This is a genomic window from Pusillimonas noertemannii, from assembly GCF_003096595.1.
In the GTDB taxonomy this organism is placed as follows: domain Bacteria; phylum Pseudomonadota; class Gammaproteobacteria; order Burkholderiales; family Burkholderiaceae_B; genus Pusillimonas; species Pusillimonas noertemannii.
The window spans coordinates 59796-85155 of record NZ_QEKO01000006.1 but is presented as its reverse complement, the minus strand read 5'-3'; the positions used below and the strand labels follow the sequence as shown (position 1 = coordinate 85155).

Below are 25360 nucleotides of genomic sequence, written 5' to 3'. Positions count from 1 at the left end.
GGAGACAAGCAATGAGAAACCGCCCGCTGCACCTGTTCCAAAGCTTCATGCTGTTCAGCCTATGCGCTGTGCTTTCACTCCATACCTCCCACGCGCAGCCCAGCCCCGAAGAAGTCAACGCCGTCCTTTCCTATGAAGGCCCGGACCGCGAACAGCGCCTGCTGGAAGGCGCCCGCGAGGAAGGCACCGTCGTCATCTACACCTCGTTGAATCTGAAGGATTCCGTGCCCATTACCGAGGCCTTCGAAAAGAAGTATCCGGGCGTGAAGGTCACGCTGTGGCGGGCGGGCAGCGAGAAAGTGCTCAACCGCGCGGTCACCGAGGCGCGCGCCGGCAGATACTCGCCCGATGTGATTGAAACCAATGGCCCCGAGATGGAAGCGCTGTACCGCGAGAAGATCCTCACCACCTTCTTCAGCCCGCATTTCAAGGACATTCCCGACGTCGCCTTTCCCGAGCACAGGCACTATGTGGCCGACCGCTTCAATTTCTTCGTGCTGGGCTACAACACCGACCTGGTCAAGGAAGACGAAGTACCCGACACCTATGAAGACCTGCTCGACCCGCGCTGGCACGGCAAGGTGGCCATCGAGGCCGGCGACAGCGACTGGTTCGCGGCCGTCGTCAAGAGCATGGGCGAAGAAAAAGGGCTTGAGTACTTCCGCAAGCTGGCGGCCACCAAGCCGCAAATACGCACGGGCCACACCCTGATCGCCGAATTGCTGGCCGCCGGAGAAATGCCCATGGCCGCCACCGTGTACAACCAGAACGTCGAACGCCTGCGCCTGAAGGGCGCCCCCGTGGGCTGGAAGCCGCTGGCGCCCACCTTCGGCCGCCCCAACGCCATCGGCATCGCCGCCCATGCGCCCCATCCCCACGCCGCGCTGCTGTTCACCGACTTCATGCTCTCGCGGGAAGGACAGGAGCTCATCAAGGCCCGCAACCGCGTGCCCTCGAGCAACGCCGTCGACAGCCCCCTGAACAAGTTCCCCTACAAGATGATCGACCCCGTCATCGTGCTGGACGAAGCCCAGAAGTGGCAGGCAATCTGGCAAGACCTGTTCCTGAAGGACCAGGCAAGCGTCAAGTAGAGGCGCGCAAGCACACCCGTGCGGTGCGCACACGCCCCGCACGGCACATGAAAAGAGGAGGACATATGGCCGACGAATCGCATCACTACAGCACCAAGGACCGCACATTTCTACGCGCCATCGCCGGCGAGTACAGCCTGAAGGACGAGCTCGAGCGCCTGCGTTCCGCGCCCCGCGTCATCAAAGGCACCAAGATCAAGCTCAAGGACGGCCCGCAGTCATTCAGCCGCCACTACGTCGAACCACCCGACGGCCTGACCCAGACCCTGCACATCCACCTGGAGGAATACGCCCCGGGGGGGCGCAACGGCAAGCACGGGCATGTGAACGAAGCCGCCTTCTACATTCTTGACGGCATCGGCTACGAAATACACGACGGCATCCGCTATGACTGGAAGGCAGGCGACGTGGCCGTTGTGCACAGCAATTGCGTGCACCAGCACTTCAACGCCGACCCGCACAAGCCCGCGCGGGCCCTGGTCATCAAGTCCAAGCCCATGTACATGTTCATGAACATGCTGTTCCAGAAGCGCGTAATTTCACGCCCCAAAGAACCCGCCCCCGGCGCCGAGGGCTACGAGCCGCGCCAGCTGGAGGATGACTACAACCACTGATTGGTGGTCAAGCGTCATTGTCATGAACCCGGCTCTAGTATCCACCCCAACCCTGAGGGCGAGGGGCGGCATGCCCTTTTCCGGGCCGTCCACCCGCGCCGAATTTCTTTCGTTTGACCGGGGGCCTTCGGCGACAGCCTGTCTGAATCCCGAGCCGCAAAGCGGCGAGGTTGAGTTCTGCCGCCGCCCGGGCAAACGAGAGAAATTCGGGCAGCCCGAAGGGCCGCAGGGTGCCGGCCCGGAAAAGGGCATGCCGCCCCTCTCCCGGCTGAAGAACTCAAATCACCCTGCTAAAGAGCTCAAAAAACACCTAGATATATGCGCAAAGCCACTAAAGCGCGTCCACCCCCGCCGCATGAGCCTGCTCGTCGGCATGGTAGGAAGACCGCACCATGGCCCCCACCGCCGCATGCGTAAAGCCCATCTCGTACGCCTCGCGCTCGAACATCGCAAACGTATCAGGATGCACGTAGCGCAGCACAGGCAGGTGATGCTCGGAAGGCTGCAGGTACTGGCCGATGGTCAGCATGTCGACATTATGGGCGCGCAGGTCGCGCATGACCTCGAGGATTTCCTCGTCGGTTTCGCCCAGGCCCAGCATCAGGCCCGATTTCGTGGGAACGTCGGGGTGCAGCGCCTTGAACTCGGACAGCAGCTTGAGCGAATGCTGGTAGTCGGAACCCGGACGGGCCTGCTTGTACAGGCGGGGCACGGTTTCGAGGTTGTGGTTCATGACATCGGGCGGGCCGCCATTGAGAATGGCCAGCGCGCGGTCGAGCCGGCCGCGGAAATCGGGCACCAGCACCTCGATGCGGGTCGAGGGCGACAGCTCGCGCACCTTCTGGATGCATTCGACGAAGTGCGCGGCGCCGCCGTCGCGCAGGTCGTCGCGGTCGACCGAGGTGATGACCACGTACGACAGCTTCAGTGCCGCAATCGTGCGTGCCAGGTTGACGGGCTCATTGACATCGAGCGGGTCGGGGCGGCCGTGGCCGACGTCACAGAAAGGACAGCGGCGCGTGCATTTGTCGCCCATGATCATGAAGGTGGCCGTGCCCTTGCCGAAGCATTCGCCGATATTGGGACACGAAGCCTCTTCGCACACGGTGTGCAGGTTGTGCTCGCGCAAGATGCGCTTGATGTCGTAGAAGCGCGAACCGGGCGAGGCCGCCTTGACGCGGATCCACTCGGGCTTTTTCAGCCGCTCGGCGGGAATGATCTTGATGGGAATGCGCGAGGTCTTGGCTTGCGACTTTTGCTTCTGGCTCGGATCGTAGCCAGGGGCGGGGCCTGCCGCTTCGTGGGCGGCCGGCCTATCGAGGGGTGTGGTCATACCTGTTCCCGAGGGGCGAAGCCCGGGGCTTCGCATTCAAACAAGCGGCCGCGCCGGGCGGCCGCATATGGAAGGGCCGGCGCCCGAGAAACATGACACAAGACGCATGGCCGGAGCCCATTTTAACGCCGATCGCCCAAAGCGCCCAAACCGGCAAATGCGCCGCCCCAGCCGTTTGCCTTGCTCGATAAGCCGTCTCATAATAGGGGTCTGCCCCGGGCCGGGCAACGCAAGCAGAACCCGCCCCCTTTACGGTTTGGAGCCGACGCCATGCCACGACTCTCCAGCGCAACCCTGCAGATGGTACCGGGCCACATTGCGCGCCCCGGCTACCCGCGCGACAACCTGCCCATGCGCATCGTCCACCTGGGCGCCGGGGCCTTCCATCGCAGCCACCAGGCCGTCTATACCGACGACATCATGCAGGCCGAGCCGATTTGGGGCATGTTCAGCGTCAGCCTGCGCAATCCGGCGCTGGCCCAGGCCCTGGGCCCGCAAGACAACCTCTATACCCTGCTCGTGCGCGACAACGACGCGCTGCAGGCGCGCATCATCGGCAGCATCGCCCGCAGCGCCTGCCTGCAAGACGACCGCCAGGCCGTGCTCGACGCCCTGGTCTCGCCCCAGACCCAGATCGTCACGCTCACCATCACGCCCAGGGGATACCATCACGACCCCGTCCATGACGCCCTCGACGTCAATGACCCCGACGTCGGGCTCGACCTGAACTCCCCCCACAACGCCGGCACCGCCATCGGCCTGCTGGCCTGGGCCATATTCCAGCGCAAGCAGCTTGGCCTGGCGCCCTTCACCTTGCTCAGCTGCGACAACATGGCCTCCAACGGCAAAGTGCTGCAGCGCGTGCTCGAGCACTACATCGACCACGTGCAGCGCGACCTGGGCGACCAAGGCCTTCTGCAGCACTTCCTCGACCGCTATGCCTGCCCCTGCTCGCTGGTCGACCGCGACACGCCTACGGTGCGGGCGGGCGACCTGGTGCAGGCCGAAACCCTGCTGGGCCTGCACGATGCCGCGCCGGTGGTCACCGAGCCCTTCTCGCAATGGGTCATCCAAGACTGGTTCTCGGCCGGCCGGCCGCCCTGGGAACAGGCGGGGGCGATCTTCACGGCGCACGTCCTGCCCTACGAGCAGATGCACGAACGCCTGCTGGGCGGCGCACAATGCGCCCTGGCCTGCCTGGGCAGCGCAGCCGGCTACAAAACCACGCACCAGGCCATGCAGGTGCCCGAAATGGCGCAATTCATCGACAGCCTCATGGTCGATGCGGCAAGCACCTTGCCGCGCCTGGTCAAGCCCGACTGGCAAGACTACAAGGCGCGCCTGCTGCGCCGATTCGCCAACGTCGCGGTCGAACGCTCGATCCCCCAACTGGCCATGGACACCACCCTGGTCCTGCCCGGCAGCATCATCCAGCCCATGCAGCTGCGCCTGGCGCACGGCCTGCCCATTGACCGCCACGCCCTCGTCGTCGCGGCCTGGATACGCTGCCTTACCGGCCTGAACGAGCGCTTCGAAGAGCTGTTCCTCAATGACCCGCTGCGCGACGAACTGCTGGCCGCGGTCCGCAAGGCGGGCGGCCGTCAGGCCAATCCTCACGACCTGGTCGATGCCGTGCTGCAGGTCGAGGCCGTGTTCGGCACCTCGCTGCCCCAAGACATGGAGTTCACGCGCTGCATTACCGCCGCGCTGCAAAGCCTGCTCGAGAACCGGGTCGTGGGCGCGCTGTCGGCGCTCAACGCCGCCGACAGCGTGCAATAAGCGGCTTCGCTTCGCAAGCGCCGCCGGGCCGCTTCGCCGCCAATGCCGGCGTCAGGCAGACAAGCGCCCATGCCAAGCCCGGGTCTATTGCGAACGTCCGCTTTCCCAGCGCCAGGCATCGCGGCACATATCGGCAATGCCCTTCTCGGCGCGCCATCCCAGCGCCTTCCACGCCAGCGTCGTGTCCGCCCAGCATGCGGCGATGTCGCCGGGGCGCCTTGCCGCCACCTCGTAGGCAATCGTCCTTCCGCTGGCCTCTTCGAAAGCCTTGATCATCTGCAGCACCGAATAGCCGGTGCCCGTGCCCAGGTTTACCGTCAGCATCTCGCCCTCGGACTGCAGACAATGCCGCAATGCGGCCACGTGGCCCTGGGCCAGGTCCATCACGTGGATATAGTCGCGCACCCCGGTGCCGTCCGGCGTATCGTAGTCGCTGCCGAACACCTGCAGACAGGGGCGCTGCCCCGACGCCACCTGGGCCACATAAGGCATGAGGTTGTTGGGAACGCCCTGCGGCGCCTCGCCGATGAGGCCGCTGGGATGCGCCCCCACGGGATTGAAATAGCGCAGGCGCGCAATGCGCCAGCCCGGTTCGGAGCGATGGACGCTTTCCAGAATGTCCTCGACCACCAGCTTGCTGTGGCCATAGGGGTTGGTGGCCGAGCGGGGATGCGACTCGACCAGGGGAAGCTTCTGGGGGTCGCCGTACACGGTGGCCGAAGAAGAAAACACGAAGCTGCGCACCTCCGCCTCGCGCATGGCCTGCAACAAGCATGTGCTGCCATGCACATTGTTGTCGTAATAGGCCAGGGGCAGGCGGGTGGATTCGCCCACCGCCTTCAGGCCGGCAAAATGCAGCACGGCGCTGATGTCGTGCTGTGCGAACAGGCGCTTCAGCAAGGCGGCGTCGCGGATGTCGCCTTCAATGAAGTCGGCACGGGCTCCCGTGATGCGCGCGATGCGATCCACGACGTCGACACTGCTGTTGCACAGATTGTCCAGTATCAGCGCGTCGTATCCGGCCTGCTGCAACGCAACGACCGTATGGCTGCCGATGAATCCGGCGCCGCCCGTGACAAGAATTTTCGATGCCATATTGCTGGGTAGGCCGCGCTGCGCTACAAGGCCGGGCGCGGCAAAACAGGGTTGGAAACAGTCCTGCAGTGTAACGCCCCCGCGGCTTCAATTTGTTCGCATGCCGGTCGCGTCCATGCCGTTCTCTTTATAATCGCGCCATGACAACGAAAATCCTCATCGTTCGATCATCCTCGCTGGGCGATCTGGTCCACATGCTGCCCGCCATTTCGGACATTGCGCGGCACGTTCCGCATGCGCGGATCGATTGGGTGGTCGAAGAGAATTTCGCCGAGATTCCCGCCTGGCATCCCGCGGTGAACGAAGTGATCACGGTGGCGCATCGCCGCTGGCGCAAGCATTGGTGGTCGCGCCAGACGCGCAGCGAGCGCGCCGCTCTGCGCGACACCCTGCGCTCGCGGCAGTACGACGTGGTGCTCGACATGCAGGCCCTGATGAAATCGGTATGGGTGGTGCGCCAGACGCGCGGCCTGCGTCACGGCCTTGACCGCAAGTCGGCGCGCGAGCCGCTGGCCTCGTTCTTTTACGATGTAAAGCACGCGGTCAAGTTCTGGCAGCCGGCCATTACGCGCCAGCGCGAACTGGCCGCGGCGGCCTTCGGCTACCAATACGAGGGGCCGCCCGATTTCGGCCTGCAGGCCTTCACCGAGGGCCAGCCCATCGAGCCCTACGCCATCATCATGCCGTCGGCTAGCAGGCCCGACAAGCTCTGGCCTGCCGAAGACTGGCACGCCGTGTTCGACCGGCTGCAAGAGCACGGGCTCGGCCTGAAGCTGCTGGCCGGCAACGACGCCGAAGCCGCGCGCGGCCAGGCCCTCGTGGCCGGCCGCCAAGGCGCCCAGGTGCTGCCGCGCATGAGCCTTACCGACATCGCCAAGGTACTGGCCCGCGCCCGCATCATGGTCGGGCTGGACAGCGGCCTTACCCATCTTTCGGCGGGTCTGGGCCGCCCAACCATCGGCATCTACAAGGCATCGACCCCGGTGCGCACCCCGCTGCAGGGCGCGGCCTACACCGCCAGCCTGGGCGAGCGCGGCAGCGCCCCCTCGGCGCAAACAGTCCTTAGCGCCGTCGAACTGGCGCTCGACTACAGCAAGCCGGCTCCCCTTACGGGCCAGTCGTCCGGCGAGCAGGACGCGTCCACGTGAACCGCTTTGCCTACACCGCCGGCGTAACCCTTCTTGCCCCCGCGCTGCTGATCTGGATGGGGCTGCGGGCCCGGCGCGCCGGCGGCCAATGGGAAGTGATGTCGGGCCCGCGCTTCGGACGCTATGCCAAGGCCGCCCCGCAACGCCAGCCCGTCTGGATCCATGCCGTAAGCCTGGGCGAAACCCGCGCCGCCCAGCCCCTGGTCCAGGCCCTGCTCGACGAAGGCCGGGTGGTGCTGCTGACCCACATGACAGCCACCGGCCGCGCGGAAGCGGCGCGCATGTTCGCCCGGGCCATTGCCGACGGCCTTCTCGTGCAGGAATGGCTGCCCTACGACTTTCCAGGCGGCGTGCAGCGTTTCCTGGCCCACTACAAGCCCCGCCTGGGCGTCATGATCGAGCGCGAGATCTGGCCCAACATCATCGCCACCGCACGCCGCATGGGCATACCCATGGTGCTGGCCAGCGCGCGGTTCTCCGACAACGCCCTGCGCCAGAGCCTGCGTGCCGGCCGGGTCATGCGCGAGGCCTATGAAAGCCTGCACGCGGTCTATGCACAGACCCTGCAGGACGCTCAGCGCCTCGAGCAGGCGGGGGCCGTCGCCGTCCGGGTATCGGGCAACTTCAAGTTCGACGTCTCCCCACCGCCCGACGAAGTGGCGCGCGGCAAGGCCTTTGCCACCGCCCTGCCGCGCAAGATGCTGACCATCGCCAGCACGCGCGAGGGCGAAGACGAGCTGTTCATCAATGCCATCGCCCAGCAACTGAAGCGCGGCGCGGCCCTGGGCAACCAGTTGGCCGACGAAGTGCTGTTCTGCCTGATCCCGCGCCACCCCCAGCGCTTCGACGAAGCGGCCGCCCTGCTCGCCAAGGCCGGCATCCCCTTCGTGCGCCGCAGCCAGTTCGCCAGCGGCGACGGCACCGCCTCGCGCAACATCAAGGCCTGCGCCACGGCCGCGGTACTGCTGGGCGACAGCATAGGGGAAATGACGCGCTACTACGCCGCCAGCCAGGTGGCCATCGTCGCCGGCAGCTTTGCGCCGCTGGGCGGGCAAAACCTGATCGAGGCCTGCGCGGTCGGCCTGCCCGTGATAGTGGGGCCCCACACACGCAATTTCGAGCAGGCCGCCGCCGACGCCATCCAGGAAGGCGCCGCCCTGCGCGCCCCCGACCCCGACAGCGCCGTGCAGCTGGCCCTGCAGTTGCTGGACGACCCGCAGCGCCTGGGCAGAATGGGAGAAGCCGGCGCCTATTGGGTAAAACAGCACGCGGGCGCCGTGGCGCGCGTGCTGATCGGCCTGCACAAGCTCATGGCCCGGCAAGAAGAGCAGCAACAGCACATGACATGAGGACGAGGGACGGCATACCTTTTTGAAGCCGTCCACCCGCGCCGAATTTCTCTTGCTTGGGCGGGGGCATTCGGCGACAGCCTGTCCGAATCCCGAAGCGCGAAGCGCTGAGGTTGAGTTCTGCCGCCGCCCGGCCAAGCAAGAGAAATTCGGGAAGCCCGAAGGGCCGCAGGGTGCCGGCTTCAAAAAGGTATGCCGTCCCTCGTCCGGCTAAAGAACTCCTGCAGTCGAGCCGGCCTAGAAACCTCTACATCCCGTGGTACTTGCGCCCCAGCTCGAGCGTGGCCCGATAAAACCCCTCTTTGCTTCCACAGTCGTAGCGGACGCCTTCGTACTCGTAGCCGTACACGCCCCTCACCTTGAGCAGCCCCGCAATGCCGTCGGTAAGCTGGATCTCTCCGCCCACGCCCGCCTGGGTCTCGCGCAGGTGCTCGAAGATCTCGGGTTCGAGCACATAGCGCCCCACCACGGCAAGCGTCGTGGGCGCATCCTCGGGCAGCGGCTTCTCGACGATGCCCTCGACCCGGCTGGTCTTCTCATTGATGCGGGGGCCCGAGATAATCCCATACTTGTTCGTCTGGCTGCGCTCGACATTGTTGATGCCCAGCACACTGCCGTTCTGCTGGTGGGCCGCCTCGACCAGCTGGCGGGTGACCGGCGTCTGCGCGTCGATCAGGTCATCGGCCAGAATCACCACGAAAGGCTCATTGCCCACGATGGGCGCCGCGCACAATACAGCGTGACCCAGCCCAAGAGGCGCGGGCTGGCGCGTATAGATGCAGTTGACGTACGAGGGAATGACATTCTGCACCGCGTGCAGCAGCTCGGTCTTGTTCTTGGCCGCCAGGTCGGCCTCGAGCTCGGGGGCGCTGTCGAAATGGTCTTCGATGGCGCGCTTGTTGCGTCCCGTGACGAAGATCAGGTCGGTGACCCCGGCCGCGATGGCCTCTTCGACCGCGTACTGTATCAGCGGCTTGTCGAAAACGGGCAACATCTCTTTGGGCATGGCCTTGGTGGCCGGCAGAAAGCGCGTGCCCATTCCCGCCACGGGAAATACAGCTTTGCGAATAGGTTTCATAGCTTAGCGGTCGATTGAAAAGAAACTCGGGGAAAAACGCCTGTGATTGTAACCGTGCAGCCAAGGCAGCGGCGCACGGCCGTGCGCCGGGGCATGGCCGCCCCGCACGACACTAGGACCTGTCATGCGCCGACAGCACCGGCTCGCCCAGGACGACGCGCTCGGCATTGAGCGGAGAGAACAAAGTCCCCGCGCGCCCCGCCTCGCTGGGCGGAACGCCGAAAAAGCCCCGGCCGAAGGCGAACAGCCCAAGGTTCACGACGACGATCAGCAGAAGCAGCAAGCGCATGATGAAGCTCTCTTGAAAATAGTGGACAACTACTCTTCAGCCTGGCTCGCCAGGCAGGCCAGGCCGTCCAGAACCGGTGCATCCAGCCAATGGACAGCCTGCTCCGCCAGGCCCAGCCCGGCACATGCCCGGGCCAGCAGCCGCAGGGTTTCATCCCGCACCGCCGGCCACCCCCCGCCCGACACATAAAGCTCGGGCGGCTGGCCGCACTGTTCCAGCCCCGCCAGCCATTGACGCAACACCGCCCCCGCCTGGGCCGCCGCCACGCCCGTGGCGATGGCCTGGTGGGTGTGCGTGGGGTACAGCGCGGTCTCGGCCCGGGCCAGCGGAAGATTGGCCGTGCCCGACGACAGCGACGACAGCATCATGGCCGGCCCCGGAAGAATGAGCCCGCCCGGAAACTCGAAGCCGACCTCGCCGCCGGCGCCGGACCCCGCTGCGGCCGCCGCAGGACACAATGTATCAATGGTGGTGGCCGTGCCGAAGATGGCAAGCAAGGCGCAGGCCCGCGTGTCCAAATCCTTCGCGGAACCGGCCTGACCAGCGGCGGCAGAGTGGCTGTCCGGAACGTCTGCCCGGCCACCGGCATGCCCCGCCGCCGCCCGGCGCCGGCGCTCGTGCCAGGCCAGGCCCAGCATGGCCGCCCAGCGGTCGGCGCCCAGTTGGGCGGGCTCGCGGTAGCCATTGAGCACGCCCAGCCCCTGCGCTCCCGCCTTCACCCACCTTACAGGCTGGCCCAACAGGGAATCCAGCTCGACCGCCACCGCCTCGCCCGCCACGTTGACGCCCAGCGCGCGGGACGGCCGCCGCGGCAGCGCGTCCAGCCAGTCGCGGGCCGCATCAATCTCGGCCAAGGCAAACGCAATGGAACGTCCCGCCCGGCCTTCGTTTCCGGCTTCCATCCAGTCCAGCTTGATGCGCGTATTGCCCGCGTCAACGAGAAGAATCATGATTTTGCCAAGGTGTGGCCGCGGTCATCGGGCAAGGGCCGCACGGACACCTCGCCGACCGACACCGGCATGATGCCCTGCATGGTGCGGACCAGCAGCTGGCCGTGTTCGTCGACCCCGTCCGCAATGCCCGAATGAAGGGTTCGGCCGCCGTCGACCACCTGCAGATGCTGGCCCAGCAAGTGGTCCACCGCAGCGTAGCGCCGAGGAAAGTCGGACAGCCCGTTCCGCACCACGTGGGCCAGCGCCTTGGACCAGGCCAGCGCAAGCGCCACGACGATGTCGTGTGCCTGGACGCCCCGGGCGTGCTCGTCGCAGGAAAGTATCTCGGCCCAGTCGGCCACCAGGCGATTCAGCGAGGTGCTGAGGGCCCGGGCGTCGTGCAGGTTCAGCCCCATTCCGATGATCACCACGTGATGGTCGGCGGACTGCCTTATGGCTCCCGAGCGGGTGGCCTCGACCAGTATCCCGGCCAGCTTGGAGAACTTCCATTGCAGGTCGTTGGGCCATTTCAGCGACAGCAGCGGACGGCTTTCAGGCTGGAGCAGGCTGCGCAGCGCCTCGCAGGCGGCCACCCCCGCCAGCGGCGACAGGGCCGGCAGCCAGCGGGCGGGAAGGAAGACATCGAAGGCGCAGGAAAACATCAGGTTCGCACCCGGACGGTTCTGCCAGGTGCGCCCGGCACGGCCGCGCCCGCTGTCCTGCAAATGTGCGCCCAGCAGCCAGGGGCGGGCCGGCTGCTCTTCGTTGCGCGCCATCAGCAGCAGGTCGGCGTTGGTCGAGCCGGTGCGCTCGACCCAGTCGACATGGCGAAAGCCGGGCAGGGCGGCGCGCAGCCGGTTCGCCAGGGGCAAGGGCTGGGGCAGCATGGACGGCGCGATGGCGGAAGGCGTGGAACTCAAGGCGAATAAGCCCGGCGGGGCGCTCTGTGACAGGACATATTGTAGTGAAGGTCTACAATATTCCGTCCGTCATTTTTCCAGCACCATGTCAGCACGCACCGAACACACCACTTTCGACGGCCTGGCCGGAGACATCGACTGTGCCATAGACTGGCCCGAGGGCCCGCCGACCGGCTGGGCGCTCGTGCTGCATCCGCATCCCCTGCACGGCGGCGCGCGCGACAACAAGGTGGTCACCACCATCGCCCGCTGCTGCGTGCAGCACGGCCTTGCCGCGCTGCGGCCGAACTTTCGCGGTGTCGGGGCGTCCAATGGCGAGTTCGACAATGCAAAGGGCGAAACAGCCGACATGCAGGCACTGGTCGAGCAGTTCGCCCTGCGCCATGCCGATGTCGCCGCCGGCCCCTGGGTGCTGGGCGGCTTCTCGTTCGGCACGGCGGTCGCAGCGCAGCTGTATTCGGGCCTGCAAGGGCATCGTCCACGGGCCGTCATCCTGGCCGGCACGGCGGCGCAGCGCTTCACCTTCCGCGACATCGCATTGCCGGACGACACGCTGCTCATCCACGGCGAAACCGACGAAGTCGTGCCGCTGGACGAAGCCATGGGTTTCGCCCGGCAGCACCAATTGCCCATGGTGGTCATTCCAGACGCCTCCCATTTTTTCCATGGCAAGCTTCTGGTATTGCGCCGGCTCGTGCAGCAACGGCTGTCCGTCCCATGACGATGGGCCCCCAGGGGCGGCCGAAAGGGTTCCGGGACACCGGCTCCTGCCTATAATGGAGCGCGATGCGCAATCCCGGTTTGACAAATATTTTCATGGCACACGACTATCAATGACTTTTTCCCCGCTACGTCCATTGACCGCAGTTTCCCGAAACCTGGCCCTCAGCATCGCACTGGCCTGCGCCCCCGCGCTCGCGTCGGCCCAGGCAGATTCGGCGCCGGCGCCGGCAACCGCTTCCGCAGCTGAACAGGTCGTCGCGGTCAGCGAGCTGTCCTCCATACCGGCGCCTACTGTGCCGGCAAAGGCCTGGCTTACCCTGGACGTCAACAGCGGGCAGATCGTCGGCGCCAACAATCCCGACCAGCAGGTCGAGCCGGCTTCCCTCACCAAGCTCATGTCGGCCTATGTGGTCTTCGAGGCCATCAAGGCCGGCCGGCTGTCGCTCGACCAGGAAGTCACCGTCTCCGAGAAAGCATGGCGCACCGAAGGCTCGCGCATGTTCATCAACGTCAATTCGCGCGTCTCGGTCGACGAATTGCTGCAGGGCCTTATCGTGCAGTCGGGCAACGACGCCACAGTAGCGCTGGCCGAGGCCGTGGCGGGCAGCGAGGCGGCCTTCGTCGCCCTCATGAACGAAGAAGCGCAGCGCCAGGGGCTGGCCAACACGCACTACACCAACTCGCCGGGCCTGCCCGATCCGCAGCACATGACCACCGTGCGCGACCTGGCCACCCTGGCCGCCAACCTGGTCGCCGACTTTCCCGAGTTCCTGCATTACTACAGCCAGAAAGAATTCACCTACAACAAGATCAAGCAGCCCAACCGCAACCGGCTGCTCTGGGCCGATCCCACGGTCGACGGGCTGAAGACAGGCCACACGTCGTCGGCCGGCTACTGCCTGGTCTCCACCGCGCTGCGCGACGGCCGCCGCGTCGTCTCGGTGCTGGTGGGCGCCGACAGCGATGCGGCCCGCACCGAAGCCAGCCTGAAGCTGCTCAACTGGAGCTACCAGAACTTCGACACGATCAAGCTGTTCGACCAGGGCCAGCCGGCCGTGCAGGCGCGCGTCTGGGAAGGCGAGGCCGAAACCGTCGACCTCGGCCAGACCACCCCCATCTGGATCACGGTGCCGCGCGGCAAGGGCCCCGAAGTCAAGCCCATCGCCCGCTACACCCAGCCCCTCATCGCCCCCCTCGCCAAGGGCAGCGAAGTGGGAACGGTGTCGCTCTCGCTCGATGGCAAGGTGCTGCGCGAAGAACCCCTGGCCGTCATGAACGACGTGGCCCAGGCCGGCTTCTTCGGCCGCATGTACGACAAGATCCGCCTCATGCTGCAGTAAGCGGCCAAGGCAATACGCAACCCCTTCCGCGCCCAGGGCTAACACCATGATTCCCGACGTCGACGGCGACAGCGTCGTCTACCTGAATGGCCAATATCTGCGTCTGGCCGACGCAAAAGTATCCGTGCTCGACCGCGGCTTCATCTTTGGCGACGGCATCTATGAAGTCGTGCCTTTCTACCAGGGCAAGCCCTTTCGCATGGAAGAGCATCTGGACCGGCTGGAACGCAGCCTGGCCAGCATCGGCATCGATCCGGGCTACAGCCGCGACGACTGGCGCGCCCTGGTGCGCGACATGGCCTCGCGCAGCCCTCACAGCCATTTCACCGTCTACCTGCAGATAACCCGGGGGCCGGCCAAGCGCGACCACGCCTTTCCCAAGGACGCGCAGCCCACGGTGTTCTGCATGGTCTCGCCGTTTTCGCGCCCCGATGCAAGGCTGCGCGAACAGGGCCTTACCGCCATCTCCGCGCCGGACATCCGCTGGCTGCGCTGCGAGATCAAGTCGGTTTCGCTTCTGGGCAATGTGCTGGCCAAGCAGCAGGCCGTCCAGGCCGGCGTCGACGAAGTGCTGCAGTTTCGCGACGGCTTTCTTACCGAAGGCGCGTCCTGCAATGTGTGGATCGCCCGCGACGGCGTGCTGCTGGCGCCCCCGCTGGACAACCTCATCCTCGAGGGCATACGCTATCGTTTCCTGGAAGAGCTCGCCGCCCAGGCCGGCATTCCGTTCGAAGCGCGCCGCATCTCCCAGTCCGAAGTGGCCCAGGCCGATGAAATCATGCTTTCGTCGGCCACCAAAGAGGTGCTGCCCGTCGTCCAGTACAACGGGGAACCCGTCGGAAACGGCAAGCCCGGGCCCATCTACACGGCGCTGCGCGCCGCCTACGACCAGATACTGGGTTGAAACGACATGGCCACCACACCGCCCCCCATTCCGCCCGAAGACTCGCTTATCGAGTATCCCAGCGACTTTCCCATCAAGGTCATGGGCAAGAGCCACCCCGAGCTGGCCCAGCGCCTGACCGAAGTGGTGCTGCGCTTCGACCCCGGCTTCGACCCCGCCACGGTCGAGATGCGTGCCAGCAAGCAGGGCAACTACATAGGCCTTACGTTCACGGTGCGCGCCACCTCGCGCGAGCAGCTCGACGATCTGTACCGCGCCCTGCACGGCCATCCGATGGTTTCGATAGTGCTGTAATGATCGCCGTAAAATGGCTGCCCCGCCCGGCGCCCTATCCCGAGGTGTGGCAGGCCATGCAAGACTACACCGAAGGCCGGGGCCCCGACACGCCGGACGAGATCTGGCTGGTCGAGCACGCAGCCGTCTATACCCTGGGCCAGGCCGGCAAGCCCGAACACATACTCAATAGCGGCGCCATCCCGGTGCTGCGTTCCAACCGGGGCGGCCAGGTCACCTACCATGGGCCGGGCCAGGTGGTGGCCTACTGCCTGGTCGACCTGCGCCGCGCCGGCATGTATGTCAAAGAATACGTCGCCCTGCTCGAGGACGTGGTCATCGAGCTGCTGCGCGACCTTGGCCTGGCGGGCGCCTGCCGCAAGCCCGGCGCGCCGGGGGTCTACGTGCCGGTGGGCAAGGCCGCCTATTCCGGCGAAGCCGATGCCGGCGAATTGGCCAAGATCGCAGCCCTGGGCATCAAGGTGCGCAATGGCTGCGCCTATCACGGCATCGCGCTGAACGTCGACATGGACCTCTCCCCCTTTCTGGGCATCAATCCCTGCGGCTACGAGGGCCTGCGCACCACCGACCTGGCCGAACAGGGCGTGGCGGCCACTGTGCAGGAAGTCGGCGAAGAACTGGCCCGGCGCCTGGCCGAACAGCTGCAGCGTGCGCCGCAAGGCTGACACGGCCGGCTCCGGCTTAAGCTTGAATCGCCTGGCTCATAGAACGGCATCGCCATGTGTGTAGGGCCCGCCGCACCTATCCGGCAGTGCGGTCAGATCCAGCGGCGCACCTTCGTCATGTACACGGCGTAGGGTTCGCCGAAGCGCTCGACCAGGCGGGACTCGTCACGCCGGATGCGGCTGTTGAAACGCAGCACCGTCGCCAGCGCCAGGGCCGCGGCCAGCCAGGAATGCAGTGCAAGGGCCAGGCCCGCCAGAAAAATGATGTGGCCCATGTACATGGGATTGCGGCTGAAGGCGAAGGGCCCCGTGGTAACCAGGCGGTCGGGCGGAGTGTCCATGCCCGGCCCGCCGCCCCCGAGCCGGATGCGGTAGCGCCCGCACAGGCGGTATTGCGCGTAGCCCCAGACCATCAGAAGCAGGTACCAGGGGCTGAATTCGGGCCGCCCGCCATGCAGCGCCAGTTCGAAAGCCAGCACCGCCACGGGGTAGACCAGAAAGGTCAGGGTAGAACTGCCCGGCCTGCGCCGCAGCAGCGGCGCCCGCTTGCTCATTGGGCCGCCGCGCCCCGGCCGCGCTCGGGCACCGGCACGAAGAAGATGAACAGGTTGGCCACCACGATGGTGAAGGCCAGGAAGGTGAAGGTGGCCATCAGCCCATAGGTGTCGGCGATGAGGCCGCCCAGAACCGGTCCTATGGAGGAGCCCACCGCCTGGGTGCCGAAAAGAAAGCCGATGCTGGTGCCGCCCATGTTCTTGGGCGTGGCGTCGAGCAGCCAGGCTTGCAGCACGGGCCGTATCGCATACAGGAAGAAGCCCAGCAGCGCGATGAAGAAGATGAACAGGTTCGACTGGCCGGCCAGCACCATGAAGATCAACACCACCGCCGTCATGCCCATGCTGCTCATGACGATGCGGCGGCGGCCCATTTTGTCGGACAGGTGCCCCGCCACCGGCGCGGCCAGGAAGCCCGCGGCCTGCAGCGTGAACAGGCAGGCGCCCACCCAGAAGGGCGAATAGCCCATCTGGTGCGCCAGGTAGACGGGCAGGAAGGTAAGCAGGGTGGTCTGGGTCATGGAGCGGAAGGCCGAGCTGACCGCAAGCAGGATCATGATGCGATTGCGCACCAGGCTCTTGAAGCCCGAGCCGTACTCCTTGAGGCTTTGGCTGGATTCTTCGGGAACCGCGCGCGCCTTCTTGCGCGAACCCATGCGCAGGGCTCCCATGCTGGCCAGGATGAGCACCGCCATGATGGCGCCCGGAATCACGTTCATCACCACGATCTCGCGCCAGCTGAAGGTGACCAGCAGGGCGCCGATAACCAGCGGCGCAATGGCGTCGCCCGCGTTTCCGCCCATGCCGTGCAGCGACAGCACCAGGCCCTTCTTTTCGGGATAGCGCTGGGCCAGCGTGGGAATGGCGGTGGGATGCCAGAGATTGTTGCCTATGCCGACCATGGAAATGCAGATCAGCAGCATGAGGTAGCTGTGGGCAAAGCCCATGAGCAGGTAGGGCACGCCCACCCACATCAGGGCCAGGCCCATCAGCAGGCCCTTCTTGCCCACCGTGTCGACCAGCATCCCGCCCGGCACATTGGACAACGCGCCGGCGATGTACTGGCAGGTCATGATGAAGCCGATCTGGCCGTAGCTGAGACCCAGCTCGACGCCGATCAGAGGCAAGATCAGGTAGAAAGTGGCCGGGTACCAGTGGGTCAACGCGTGGCCCACGGTAATGAGCCATACGTCCCTGAATGATTTTTCGGGTGGCGCTTCGGGTGTGATGGCGGCAGTGTTCATGGCGTTTCCTTGCAGGGAAGTTGTGTCTCTATACCGCGCGGGGCTCCGGTCCGGCGGCCCCGAAGCCTGCGTGCTTCCTTCATCGGCGCCCCTGGCTCACGATGACCTGGTCATACAGCTGGCTCCATTTGGCCATGCCGCTCAGCGATACTTCGGGATCGATCAGCGTAAGCTCCATGCCCTTCAGGGGTGACTCGACCTGGGTGTTGGACGGCACGTAGCTCAGTGAAGCCAGGATGCGCTGCGCGTCCTGGGAGAGCATGTAGTCGTAGAACAGCAGCGCGGCATTGGGGTGCTTGGCGTTGCGGGTAATGCCTATGCCATTGGCGCGGGCCACGACCGGATCGATCGTGAACCAGTCTATGGGAGCGCCGCGCTTCTTGGCGGCCTCGGGCATGTAGTTGTACACGGTAAGCCCCAGGGGCACTTCACCCGCAACCACCATATTGGTCAGCAACGAGTGCCCCTTGCGCACCGAAATGCCGTTGGTGGCCACGATGTCGCGAAACAGCTGCACGCCTTTTTCTTCGCCCAGGGCGGTGACCACGGCGGCGAACCAGTCGAAGTCCTCGGTCTCGATGCCCAGCTTGCCCTTCCATTTGGGGTCTTTCAGGTCTTCAAAGCTTTGGGGCAGATCTTCTTTCTTGATGCGGTCGGTGTTGTAGGCCTGTACGAACACCGTCAGCATGGTGGCCGCCCATTCGCGATGGTCGGGCACGGCCTTGGGCAGCAATTGTTCAAACAAGGGAGACTTGACGGGCTGCAGCACTTTTTCCTGGCTCAGGGCCTCCATTTCGGGCGCACTGATATGGATGGCGTCGACGTCGTGCCGGCCGGCCTGGGCCTCGGTAAGGGTGCGCTGCAAGACCTTGTCGGTGCCCGCGCGCCATATCTTGATCTTGATGCCGTACTTTTCTTCGAACGGCTTGATCAGCGGAGGAATGTCTTTTTCGGCGATGGACGTGTACAGGGTGAGTTCGCCTTCTTCCTTGGCCGCCTGGACGATTTTTTCGCTGCGGTCGGCTCCCTGGTATTCAAGCAAGGGCTGGGCAAAAGCCGGCGCGGCCAGCGCCACCGACATCAGCGCGGCGGCCAGACAGCGTGTAAAACCGAAACTGCTCATGTCTGCTCCTTCTCGTATCCGCTGGCGGGCCAGACCCGCGGGCCGGGGCGTGCCGTCGACGCGACGGCACGGCGCCTGAAGACCCGCGCGCTTCGGGCGTGTCTGCCCGTCCGCTGGCTACGATTATTGTTCTGTTATAAAGAACAATGTTCTTTATATTGGATAAATTAGCACGAAAGGCCCGAGCTTGCCAGCCCCTCGCGCGCTGCGCGCCGGCCCGCCGGAGGCGGGCTCGACGGCCCCCGATGCCCTGCCGCGGCCTACGCGGTCTGGGTGGACTTCTTCTTCATGTACTGCTCGACCAGCTCGGCCGTCAGCACCACCCCGGGTTCGTACTCCGGCGCATCTTCGATCTGCTCAAGATCGTTCAGCCCGAACTTCTCGTAAATACGGTTGATCGCCGATATCAACCGCACCGGACGGTCAGGGTCGGCATTGAAATGCTGGTGGATCGTATTGGGCGGAATGTAGATCACGTCCCCAGCCTCCCACTCGTAGCGCTTGACCTCGTCCTGCGCCTTCCAGTGATACGTGTCCGTGATCTCAACGTCGCAGTCCTGGTGCAGGTCGTAGCCACGGCCCTCGAGCACGTACACGCACTCTTCGGCCAGGTGACGGTGCTTGCCCGAGCGGCTGCCCGGCGGAATCAGCTGCATGTACGCGTCCACCGACTCCATGCGCGTGTTCATCTTCTCGTTCAACAGATGCTTGAGCAGGCCCTGGCGCGACATCTCCCAGGGCATCTCCTCCGGATGCACCACCTTCTTGCGCTTGGACTGCAGCCCAGGCAACTGCGCCGCGTCTTCAAGCAAATCCTGATAAAGACCCTGGTTCAGCTCTCCGGCCAACCAGGCCTTGGATTCTCCCCATGCCATGCGTTTACTCCTTTAATGTGATCTGAGCGGTTCGAAGAAAGCCCCGGAATCAGTCCGGATGGTTGTAGTTTTCGTCGAAGTGGCGCGGCTCGAAGCCCTCGGCGCCGGGGGCCGGCTCGGTGGGGCGGGGAATTACCTGTTTCTGGAAGAGCAGGTTCATGAACATCATCATGGGCTTGGGCTTCATGACCAGGGCGCGGGCCGGCTTTTCGGGGTCGGCATTGAAATGCTGGTGCACGCAATTGTTGTGCACGATGGCCACGTCGCCCGCCTTCCAGTCGTAGCGGATGCCGTCGTGGATCTCGTAGCCCACGCCATCGAGAATGTAGAAGGCCGCCTCGTTCACGTGGCCGTGCTTCTGGGTGCGGCCGCCCGGTGCATATTCTTCAAGGTGGATATGCAGCGTCTGGGTCAAGCCGTCTTCCGGTTCCACAAAATGCTTGCTGTACGATTGCGGGCCGTCGTTGAACAGCAGCTCTTTGCCCTTGATCACGCGGGGCATGGCACGCAGCCGGTCCAGTTCGTCCTTCAGGTTGTAGGGGCCGGCAATGGCGCGCAGGAACACGCGATCACGCTTGCTGTTGTAATGAGATTCCTTTCCCATGGTGCTTCCTTATAAAAAAACTTGGCTCACTTGGATTGCCGAGTGAAGATTTCCTCGTACAGGCCGGTCCACTTCTGGTTCTCGTCCAGAATCACGCTCGGATCGACGAACTTGATGGGCATCTTGTTCAGGTTGGTCTCGACCTTGGTGCTGGTGGGCACGAAGTCGCGCTTGAGCAGGATCTCTTGCGCATCGCTCAGCATGAAGTCGAAGAACAGTGCCGCGGCATGCGGATGGGGAGCCTTCTTGGTCATGGCCACGCCGTTGGGGCGCGCGATGGCCGGGTTGAAGGTGAACCACTCGAGCGGGGCACCCTTGTTCTTGAGCTGCTCGGCCTTGTAGTTGTATACCGTCAGCGCCATGGGCACTTCGCCCGAAGCCACCAGGTTGGTCAGCAGGGTATGGCCCTTGCGCACCGAGATGCCGTTCTTTTCAACAATGTCGCGGAACAGTTGCAGGCCTTTCTCTTCGCCCATGTTCTTGACCACACCGGCGAACCAGTCGGCGTCTTCGGCCTCGATGCCCAGTTTGCCCTTCCATTTGGGGTCGAGCAGCTCTTCATACGAGCCGGGCACGTCCTCTTTCTTGATGAGATTGGTGTTGTAGGCGGCCGCAAAGATGTTGAGGCGGGTGCTGATCCACTCCTTGTGCGGCAGAATCGCCTCGGGGATGAGGTCGGCCAGGTAGGGCGACTTCACTTCTTGCAGCAGGCCTTCGCGGTGCAGGGCTTCGAGCTCGGGGCCGTTCGTTTCCACGATATCGACATCGAAGCGCCCGGCGTGGCCTTCGGTCACGGTACGCTGCAGCACTTTCTCGGAGCCCGCGCGCCACATCCGCACCTTTACGCCGTACTTCTCTTCGAAAGCCTTGGCCAAGGCGGCCATGTCGTCGACAGGCGCCGAGGTGTAGATCATCAGTTGGCCTTCTTCTTTGGCGCCCTTGGCCAGGAACTGCTCGCGATCCGGACCCGTATGGCCCGCTATCGCCGCCTGGGGCGATTCCTGCGCCCAGGCTCCCCCGGCCCCCATCGATAAAGCGGTGCCCAGCAGCAGCGAGGCCGAGAGGGCCTTCAGGGCATGCCGCCGGCCGGCGCCGGCCGCGGGTCGCGAGTATGTGAGGGGAGTCGATTTCATGATCATGATGTCTTCCAACAAATTAAAAGTTTTATCTAGACCGCTTGGTGAAGATTTCGTCGTAAAGCTTGGCCCACTTCGCGTTCTCGTCCAGTACCACCGCGGGGTCCACGAACTTCATGGGCATCTGGTTCAGCTTGGACTGGGCCTTCTTGCTGGTGGTGACGAAATTGCGCTCCAGAAGTATGCGCTGGCCGTCGGTAAGCAGGAAGTCGAAGAACAGCAGCGCGGCGTTCGGGTGAGGTGCACCCTTGGCCAGCGCGACCCCGTTGGCCCGGACAATGGCCGGGTCGATGGTGAACCAGTCCAGTGGCGCACCCTTGTTCTTGAGCTGCTCCGCCTTGTAGTTGTACACCGTCAGGGCCAGGGGCACTTCACCGGAGGCGACCAGATTGGTCAACAAGGTGTGGCCCTTGCGCACCGAAATGCCGTTCTTCTCGACGATGTCGCGGAACAGCCGCAGGCCTTTTTCCTCGCCCAGCTCGCCCACCACCGTGGCGAACCAGTCCAGGTCTTCGGCCTCGATGCCCAGCCTGCCCTTCCAGCGCGGGTCGAGCAGGTCTTCGTATGTCTTGGGCAGCTCTTCCTTCTTGACGAGGTCGGTGTTGTAGGCCATGGCGAAGACGTTCAGGCGGGTGGCGGTCCAATCGCCGTGCGGACGCACCGCCCCCTCCATCAGGTCGGCCTGGTACGGCGACTTGACCGGCTGCAGGGCGCCCTCGCGATGCAGGGCCTCCAGCTCTATGCCGTCGGTTTCGAGGATGTCCACTTCGTTGCGGCCGGCGCGCGCCTCGGTCAGCGTGCGCTGGGTGACCTTCTCTCCGCCGGCCCGCCACAGCCTCGCCTTGATGCCGTACTTCTTCTCGAAGGCGTCGATCAGCACCGTCATGTCCTCGACGGTGGCCGAGGTGTAGATCAGCAGCTCGCCCTCCTTGCGGGCCGCTTCTTCCAGTTTCTGCTGTCGATCGGGGCCGGAATAATCGGCCATCGACGCGATGCCGGCCGATTGAGCCATGGCGGCTGGCGCCGCGCCCAGGCCCGCCGCCAGCATCGCCACCGACAATACTGTCCTCAGGAATCCGCGGCGCGGACCGCGCCGCGGGCTCTTGCTACCCGATTGATGGTCCATGGCTCATCCTTCCTATAGATATCGGTTAGAAGCGCCGGCCGGTCAGAAGCTGTGCGCCAGGCCCACGGCCACCTGGGTGATGTCCGCTCCCGGGCTGATGTCGCCATCCAGGCTCAGGGTGTTGAAGCGCGCGGATTCGCCGTTGATCAGCTTCGAGGCGATGGCATACACGAAGGTGCGCTTGGACAGCGCATACGAAGCACCGATGTTGAACTGGCGACCCTGCAGGCCCGAGGTGCTGCACTCGACATCGCCCACCAGGGTGCACGAGCCGGCCGTTGCCTGGGCGTAGGAAGCCTGCAGCGTGGCTGCGCCTATCTTGTGCTGGATGTTCAGCGACCAGGTGTTGTGCCGGTAGCTCTCGAAGTCGCCGACCGGCCCGCCCGATTCCTTCAGCCGAAGGTGGGCGAAGTTGGCTTCGGCCCGGGTGCTCTTGGTAAAGCGGTAGCCCGCCGTCACGCGCACCGCCGAGTCCTTGGCCTCTTTGCCGGTGAGGTCGCGCTGGGCGGACGTGGGCATGTTGCGCGAACCGCCGTACAGGTTCTTGTGGTATTCATAAGCCAGCGCCAGGTACAAGGGCCCCTGCTCGTAGAGTACGCCTGTCGAGAACACCCAGGGCTTGGGGTCGTCGGCCGTGAAATCGGGCGTGTTCTTGGAGTACTGCGCCAGGAACTGGAAGCCGTTGACCTTGGGCGATTCGTAGGTAATGGCGTTGCTGCGCCGCAAGTGGAAGCTGGACGCCGAGCTGGTGCCGAATCCGTGCTTGGACAAGATGGTGCTGTTGGCCACGAAGTTGCCGCTCGACACGCCCAGGAAGCTCAGGCTGTCGCCCAATTCCTTGTACGGCGTGTCCATCTGGCCGAACTTGATGGTACCCAGGTCGCCCTGCAGGCCCACAAAGGTATTGCGGTTCCACATCGACGAGCTCGACCCGCCGCTGCCGTCATTGACACCGACGTTCATCTCGAGCTGGAAGATGGCCTTCAGGTTGCCCCCCAGGTCTTCCGAGCCCTTGAGGCCGAACTTGGAGTTGCTGGACGCCATGCCCGTGCCGCTGTAGCTGGCGTTGTCCAGGCGGGCCTGATTGCTGAGCGAACTGGTGCCCGCATCGCTGGCGCCGCTTACCTTGCCATAGACGATTTGCGGATACAGCTTGCCGTACATGGTGACGCTGGTTTCCGCCTGGGCGGCCCATGGCAGTCCGAAAGCCGCGACGACCGCGACCAATCCTGCCTTCTTCACGTGCTTCATTTTTATCTCCCCCTGAATTGTAGAGTTGAATCGATGTCCGCCAGACGCCAATGAAATAGTCTCTTTATGCGGAACATCGGTCCACTTAAATTCACGCAAAAAAAAGAACCGAAAAGCTCGGTGGTTCTTTTTTGCGTGAATACGTCGGGCCGGCTCAGACCTTTTCAGGCAAGTCGGCCAATTCTGCTTCGTACACGGATTCCATGCGCGGTTCGAGCCCGATTTCGGACAGCGCGTCCTTGAACATGGAGCGCACCACGGGGCTTTCGTCCGCGTAGTCGATCTGGTCTCCGCCCACGCGCTTGCTGATCCACGCCTTGGGTACGCCCTGCGCATTGCGGATGGACACCACCTCGTGCTTGAACGCCAGGTAGCGGGCGGGCGCCGCGCCGGTGTTGAAATGCTGGTGGTACCACATATTGGGCGGCACGATCATGGTGCCGTCGCCCCAATCGTATCGGCGCGGCTCTTCGCCCTCTTGCCACATCAGGCTGTAGCCCGTGCCCGACATCATGATGACGTGTGCGCCGGGACCATGGCAGTGGGCCTTTTTGTACGTGCCCACCGGGAACTGCGAGATATGGCTGTTCATCGAGCCCTTGGCCATGTTGAAGCGGATATGGCCGCCGCCCGCGCCACGCTCTTTGGCCTGGATGAGCGGCAGGTTGATCGCGTCCGCCACGAAGTTGGTCTCAAGCAGCAGACCCTTCTGCTCGCCCTTGTTGTCGAAGTAGTCGGGTTCGCCCGAGAAACGATTCTTGAAGTCGTACTGGGTGCCGAAGACGAAATCGATGTCTTCGTACAGGTTGATGATGCCGGGGCCGTTGGTGACGGCGACGAAACGGGCGGCGTCCTTGCCCGAGCCGTTGAAATGCTGGCAGAAGGCGTTGAGCGGGATGGCGAACAGCGAACCGGCCTGCCATTCGAAGGTGATGCGCTTGCCGGCATCGTTCCAGACCGTGGTCGAGCCGCGGCCGTCAAGCACATAGATCATTTCCTCGAACAGCTGCCGCTGGGGCTCGAGCTGCTTGCCGGGGGGAATCTCGCAGACATAGCAATCGTTGGACGTGCGCGACGCTTCATGGTTGATGTATACGCCTTTTCCGCCGCGGCGCGCCCAGGGCTTCAGGTCGACCGTATGCAGGTTGGGAATGTAGTGGGCGCTGATGATGTCCAGGCCCTCGTTGGCGACCCAACGCGTATACGGGGTTTCTTTTTCTGTAGCGAACTTGCTCGCCAGCTCTTCGGTTACTAGAGCGTTCTTGGTCATGCAAAACTCCTGCTTGTGTGATGATTGATCGTTGCCGGGCGCACCCCCGCTTGCGCAAGGCCGCCCGGCCCGCCGCGGCCTACGCGGTCTGGGTGGATTTCTTCTTCATGTACTGCTCGACCAGCTCGGCCGTCAGCACCACCCCGGGTTCGTACTCCGGCGCATCTTCGATCTGCTCAAGATCGTTCAGCCCGAACTTCTCGTAAATACGGTTGATCGCCGATATCAACCGCACCGGACGGTCAGGGTCGGCATTGAAATGCTGGTGGATCGTATTGGGCGGAATGTAGATCACGTCCCCAGCCTCCCACTCGTAGCGCTTGACCTCGTCCTGCGCCTTCCAGTGATACGTGTCCGTGATCTCAACGTCGCAGTCCTGGTGCAGGTCGTAGCCACGGCCCTCGAGCACGTACACGCACTCTTCGGCCAGGTGACGGTGCTTGCCCGAGCGGCTGCCCGGCGGAATCAGCTGCATGTACGCGTCCACCGACTCCATGCGCGTGTTCATCTTCTCGTTCAACAGATGCTTGAGCAGGCCCTGGCGCGACATCTCCCAGGGCATCTCCTCCGGATGCACCACCTTCTTGCGCTTGGACTGCAGCCCAGGCAACTGCGCCGCGTCC

At 64.5% G+C, this 25360-nt stretch carries 26 protein-coding genes; 10 read left to right on the top strand and 16 right to left on the bottom strand.

Annotated features, from left to right (window positions below):
* The first annotated feature begins 11 nt into the window (after nt 1–11).
* Together C7440_RS16745 and C7440_RS16740 are read left to right on the top strand one after the other, a co-directional pair.
* On the top strand, nt 12–1091 hold the full coding sequence (locus tag C7440_RS16745) for an ABC transporter substrate-binding protein (protein WP_017525100.1): 1080 nt from the start codon (nt 12–14) through the stop codon (nt 1089–1091).
* 65 nt (nt 1092–1156) lie between these two features.
* Nucleotides 1157–1705: a cupin domain-containing protein gene (locus C7440_RS16740; RefSeq protein ID WP_017525101.1), complete on the top strand. Its 549-nt coding sequence runs from the start codon at nt 1157–1159 to the stop codon at nt 1703–1705.
* A 331-nt stretch (nt 1706–2036) separates the two neighbouring features.
* Here the strand turns inward: C7440_RS16740 and lipA are convergent, their stop codons facing one another.
* On the bottom strand, nt 2037–3038 hold the full coding sequence (lipA, locus tag C7440_RS16735) for a lipoyl synthase (RefSeq protein ID WP_116519306.1): 1002 nt from the start codon (nt 3036–3038) through the stop codon (nt 2037–2039).
* A 270-nt stretch (nt 3039–3308) separates the two neighbouring features.
* On the opposite strand from lipA, the gene C7440_RS16730 reads away from it, so the two are divergent.
* Entirely contained in the window at nt 3309–4817 is a 1509-nt protein-coding gene (locus tag C7440_RS16730; RefSeq protein WP_116519305.1) for a mannitol dehydrogenase family protein, read from the top strand.
* Between the two features lie 84 nt (nt 4818–4901).
* On the opposite strand, the gene galE is transcribed toward C7440_RS16730, so the two are convergent.
* Nucleotides 4902–5912 carry a UDP-glucose 4-epimerase GalE gene (gene galE, locus C7440_RS16725; protein ID WP_017525472.1) on the bottom strand — a complete coding sequence of 337 codons (1011 nt, stop codon included), beginning with the start codon at nt 5910–5912 and terminating at the stop codon, nt 4902–4904.
* Between the two features lie 140 nt (nt 5913–6052).
* Between galE and waaC the strand changes: the two genes are divergently transcribed.
* Together waaC and C7440_RS16715 are read left to right on the top strand one after the other, a co-directional pair.
* Nucleotides 6053–7060 (top strand): lipopolysaccharide heptosyltransferase I, encoded by a 1008-nt coding sequence (gene waaC, locus C7440_RS16720; RefSeq protein ID WP_017525473.1) that lies wholly within the window; start codon nt 6053–6055, stop codon nt 7058–7060.
* Nucleotides 7057–8409, top strand: a complete 1353-nt coding sequence (locus C7440_RS16715) for a 3-deoxy-D-manno-octulosonic acid transferase (RefSeq protein ID WP_116519304.1) — start codon at nt 7057–7059, stop codon at nt 8407–8409. The genes waaC and C7440_RS16715 overlap by 4 nt, the downstream gene beginning before the upstream one ends.
* 247 nt (nt 8410–8656) lie before the next feature.
* On the opposite strand, the gene galU is transcribed toward C7440_RS16715, so the two are convergent.
* The 4 genes from galU to C7440_RS16700 form a co-directional block, all read right to left on the bottom strand.
* Entirely contained in the window at nt 8657–9487 is an 831-nt protein-coding gene (galU, locus tag C7440_RS16710; protein WP_116519303.1) for a UTP--glucose-1-phosphate uridylyltransferase GalU, read from the bottom strand.
* A 112-nt stretch (nt 9488–9599) separates the two neighbouring features.
* Nucleotides 9600–9776 carry a hypothetical protein gene (locus C7440_RS19915; protein ID WP_017525476.1) on the bottom strand — a complete coding sequence of 59 codons (177 nt, stop codon included), beginning with the start codon at nt 9774–9776 and terminating at the stop codon, nt 9600–9602.
* Between the two features lie 29 nt (nt 9777–9805).
* Nucleotides 9806–10726 carry a type III pantothenate kinase gene (locus C7440_RS16705; RefSeq protein ID WP_116519302.1) on the bottom strand — a complete coding sequence of 307 codons (921 nt, stop codon included), beginning with the start codon at nt 10724–10726 and terminating at the stop codon, nt 9806–9808.
* Nucleotides 10723–11595, bottom strand: coding sequence for a biotin--[acetyl-CoA-carboxylase] ligase (locus C7440_RS16700; protein WP_116519301.1), 873 nt, complete (start codon nt 11593–11595; stop codon nt 10723–10725). Before C7440_RS16700 ends, C7440_RS16705 begins: the two co-directional genes overlap by 4 nt.
* A 118-nt stretch (nt 11596–11713) precedes the next feature.
* On the opposite strand from C7440_RS16700, the gene C7440_RS16695 reads away from it, so the two are divergent.
* The 5 genes from C7440_RS16695 to lipB all read left to right on the top strand — a co-directional run bounded on the left by C7440_RS16695 (nt 11714) and on the right by lipB (nt 15554).
* Nucleotides 11714–12349 carry an alpha/beta hydrolase gene (locus C7440_RS16695; RefSeq protein ID WP_116519300.1) on the top strand — a complete coding sequence of 212 codons (636 nt, stop codon included), beginning with the start codon at nt 11714–11716 and terminating at the stop codon, nt 12347–12349.
* 112 nt (nt 12350–12461) lie between these two features.
* Nucleotides 12462–13691 carry a D-alanyl-D-alanine carboxypeptidase family protein gene (locus tag C7440_RS16690; protein WP_040549424.1) on the top strand — a complete coding sequence of 410 codons (1230 nt, stop codon included), beginning with the start codon at nt 12462–12464 and terminating at the stop codon, nt 13689–13691.
* A gap of 46 nt (nt 13692–13737) precedes the next feature.
* Nucleotides 13738–14595, top strand: coding sequence for a D-amino acid aminotransferase (locus C7440_RS16685; RefSeq protein WP_116519299.1), 858 nt, complete (start codon nt 13738–13740; stop codon nt 14593–14595).
* Between the two features lie 6 nt (nt 14596–14601).
* The gene (locus C7440_RS16680; protein WP_017525482.1) at nt 14602–14889 is read left to right on the top strand and encodes a DUF493 family protein; all 288 of its coding nucleotides are present in this window, start codon (nt 14602–14604) and stop codon (nt 14887–14889) included.
* Nucleotides 14889–15554, top strand: a complete 666-nt coding sequence (gene lipB / locus C7440_RS16675) for a lipoyl(octanoyl) transferase LipB (protein ID WP_116519298.1) — start codon at nt 14889–14891, stop codon at nt 15552–15554. The genes C7440_RS16680 and lipB overlap by 1 nt, the downstream gene beginning before the upstream one ends.
* Nucleotides 15555–15646: 92 nt before the next feature.
* Here the strand turns inward: lipB and C7440_RS16670 are convergent, their stop codons facing one another.
* The 10 genes from C7440_RS16670 to C7440_RS16625 all read right to left on the bottom strand — a co-directional run.
* The gene (locus C7440_RS16670) at nt 15647–16108 is read right to left on the bottom strand and encodes a methyltransferase family protein (RefSeq protein ID WP_180064404.1); all 462 of its coding nucleotides are present in this window, start codon (nt 16106–16108) and stop codon (nt 15647–15649) included.
* Nucleotides 16105–17352: an MFS transporter gene (locus C7440_RS16665; protein WP_116519297.1), complete on the bottom strand. Its 1248-nt coding sequence runs from the start codon at nt 17350–17352 to the stop codon at nt 16105–16107. Before C7440_RS16665 ends, C7440_RS16670 begins: the two co-directional genes overlap by 4 nt.
* A gap of 79 nt (nt 17353–17431) precedes the next feature.
* Nucleotides 17432–18475 (bottom strand): ABC transporter substrate-binding protein, encoded by a 1044-nt coding sequence (locus C7440_RS16660; RefSeq protein ID WP_017525487.1) that lies wholly within the window; start codon nt 18473–18475, stop codon nt 17432–17434.
* A 260-nt stretch (nt 18476–18735) separates the two neighbouring features.
* Entirely contained in the window at nt 18736–19350 is a 615-nt protein-coding gene (locus C7440_RS16655; protein ID WP_116519296.1) for a cupin domain-containing protein, read from the bottom strand.
* A 49-nt stretch (nt 19351–19399) separates the two neighbouring features.
* Nucleotides 19400–19954, bottom strand: coding sequence for a cupin domain-containing protein (locus C7440_RS16650; protein ID WP_017525465.1), 555 nt, complete (start codon nt 19952–19954; stop codon nt 19400–19402).
* A 26-nt stretch (nt 19955–19980) separates the two neighbouring features.
* A complete protein-coding gene (locus tag C7440_RS16645; RefSeq protein WP_207775425.1) occupies nt 19981–21087 on the bottom strand; it encodes an ABC transporter substrate-binding protein in 1107 nt (368 codons plus the stop codon).
* 31 nt (nt 21088–21118) lie between these two features.
* On the bottom strand, nt 21119–22138 hold the full coding sequence (locus C7440_RS16640; RefSeq protein ID WP_051019319.1) for an ABC transporter substrate-binding protein: 1020 nt from the start codon (nt 22136–22138) through the stop codon (nt 21119–21121).
* A gap of 120 nt (nt 22139–22258) precedes the next feature.
* A complete protein-coding gene (locus tag C7440_RS16635) occupies nt 22259–23467 on the bottom strand; it encodes a porin (RefSeq protein WP_017525468.1) in 1209 nt (402 codons plus the stop codon).
* Nucleotides 23468–23621: 154 nt separating this feature from the next.
* Nucleotides 23622–24737: a cupin domain-containing protein gene (locus C7440_RS16630; RefSeq protein WP_017525469.1), complete on the bottom strand. Its 1116-nt coding sequence runs from the start codon at nt 24735–24737 to the stop codon at nt 23622–23624.
* 79 nt (nt 24738–24816) lie between these two features.
* A partial coding sequence (locus C7440_RS16625; RefSeq protein WP_133244303.1) for a cupin domain-containing protein occupies nt 24817–25360 on the bottom strand: 544 nt, incomplete at its 5' end.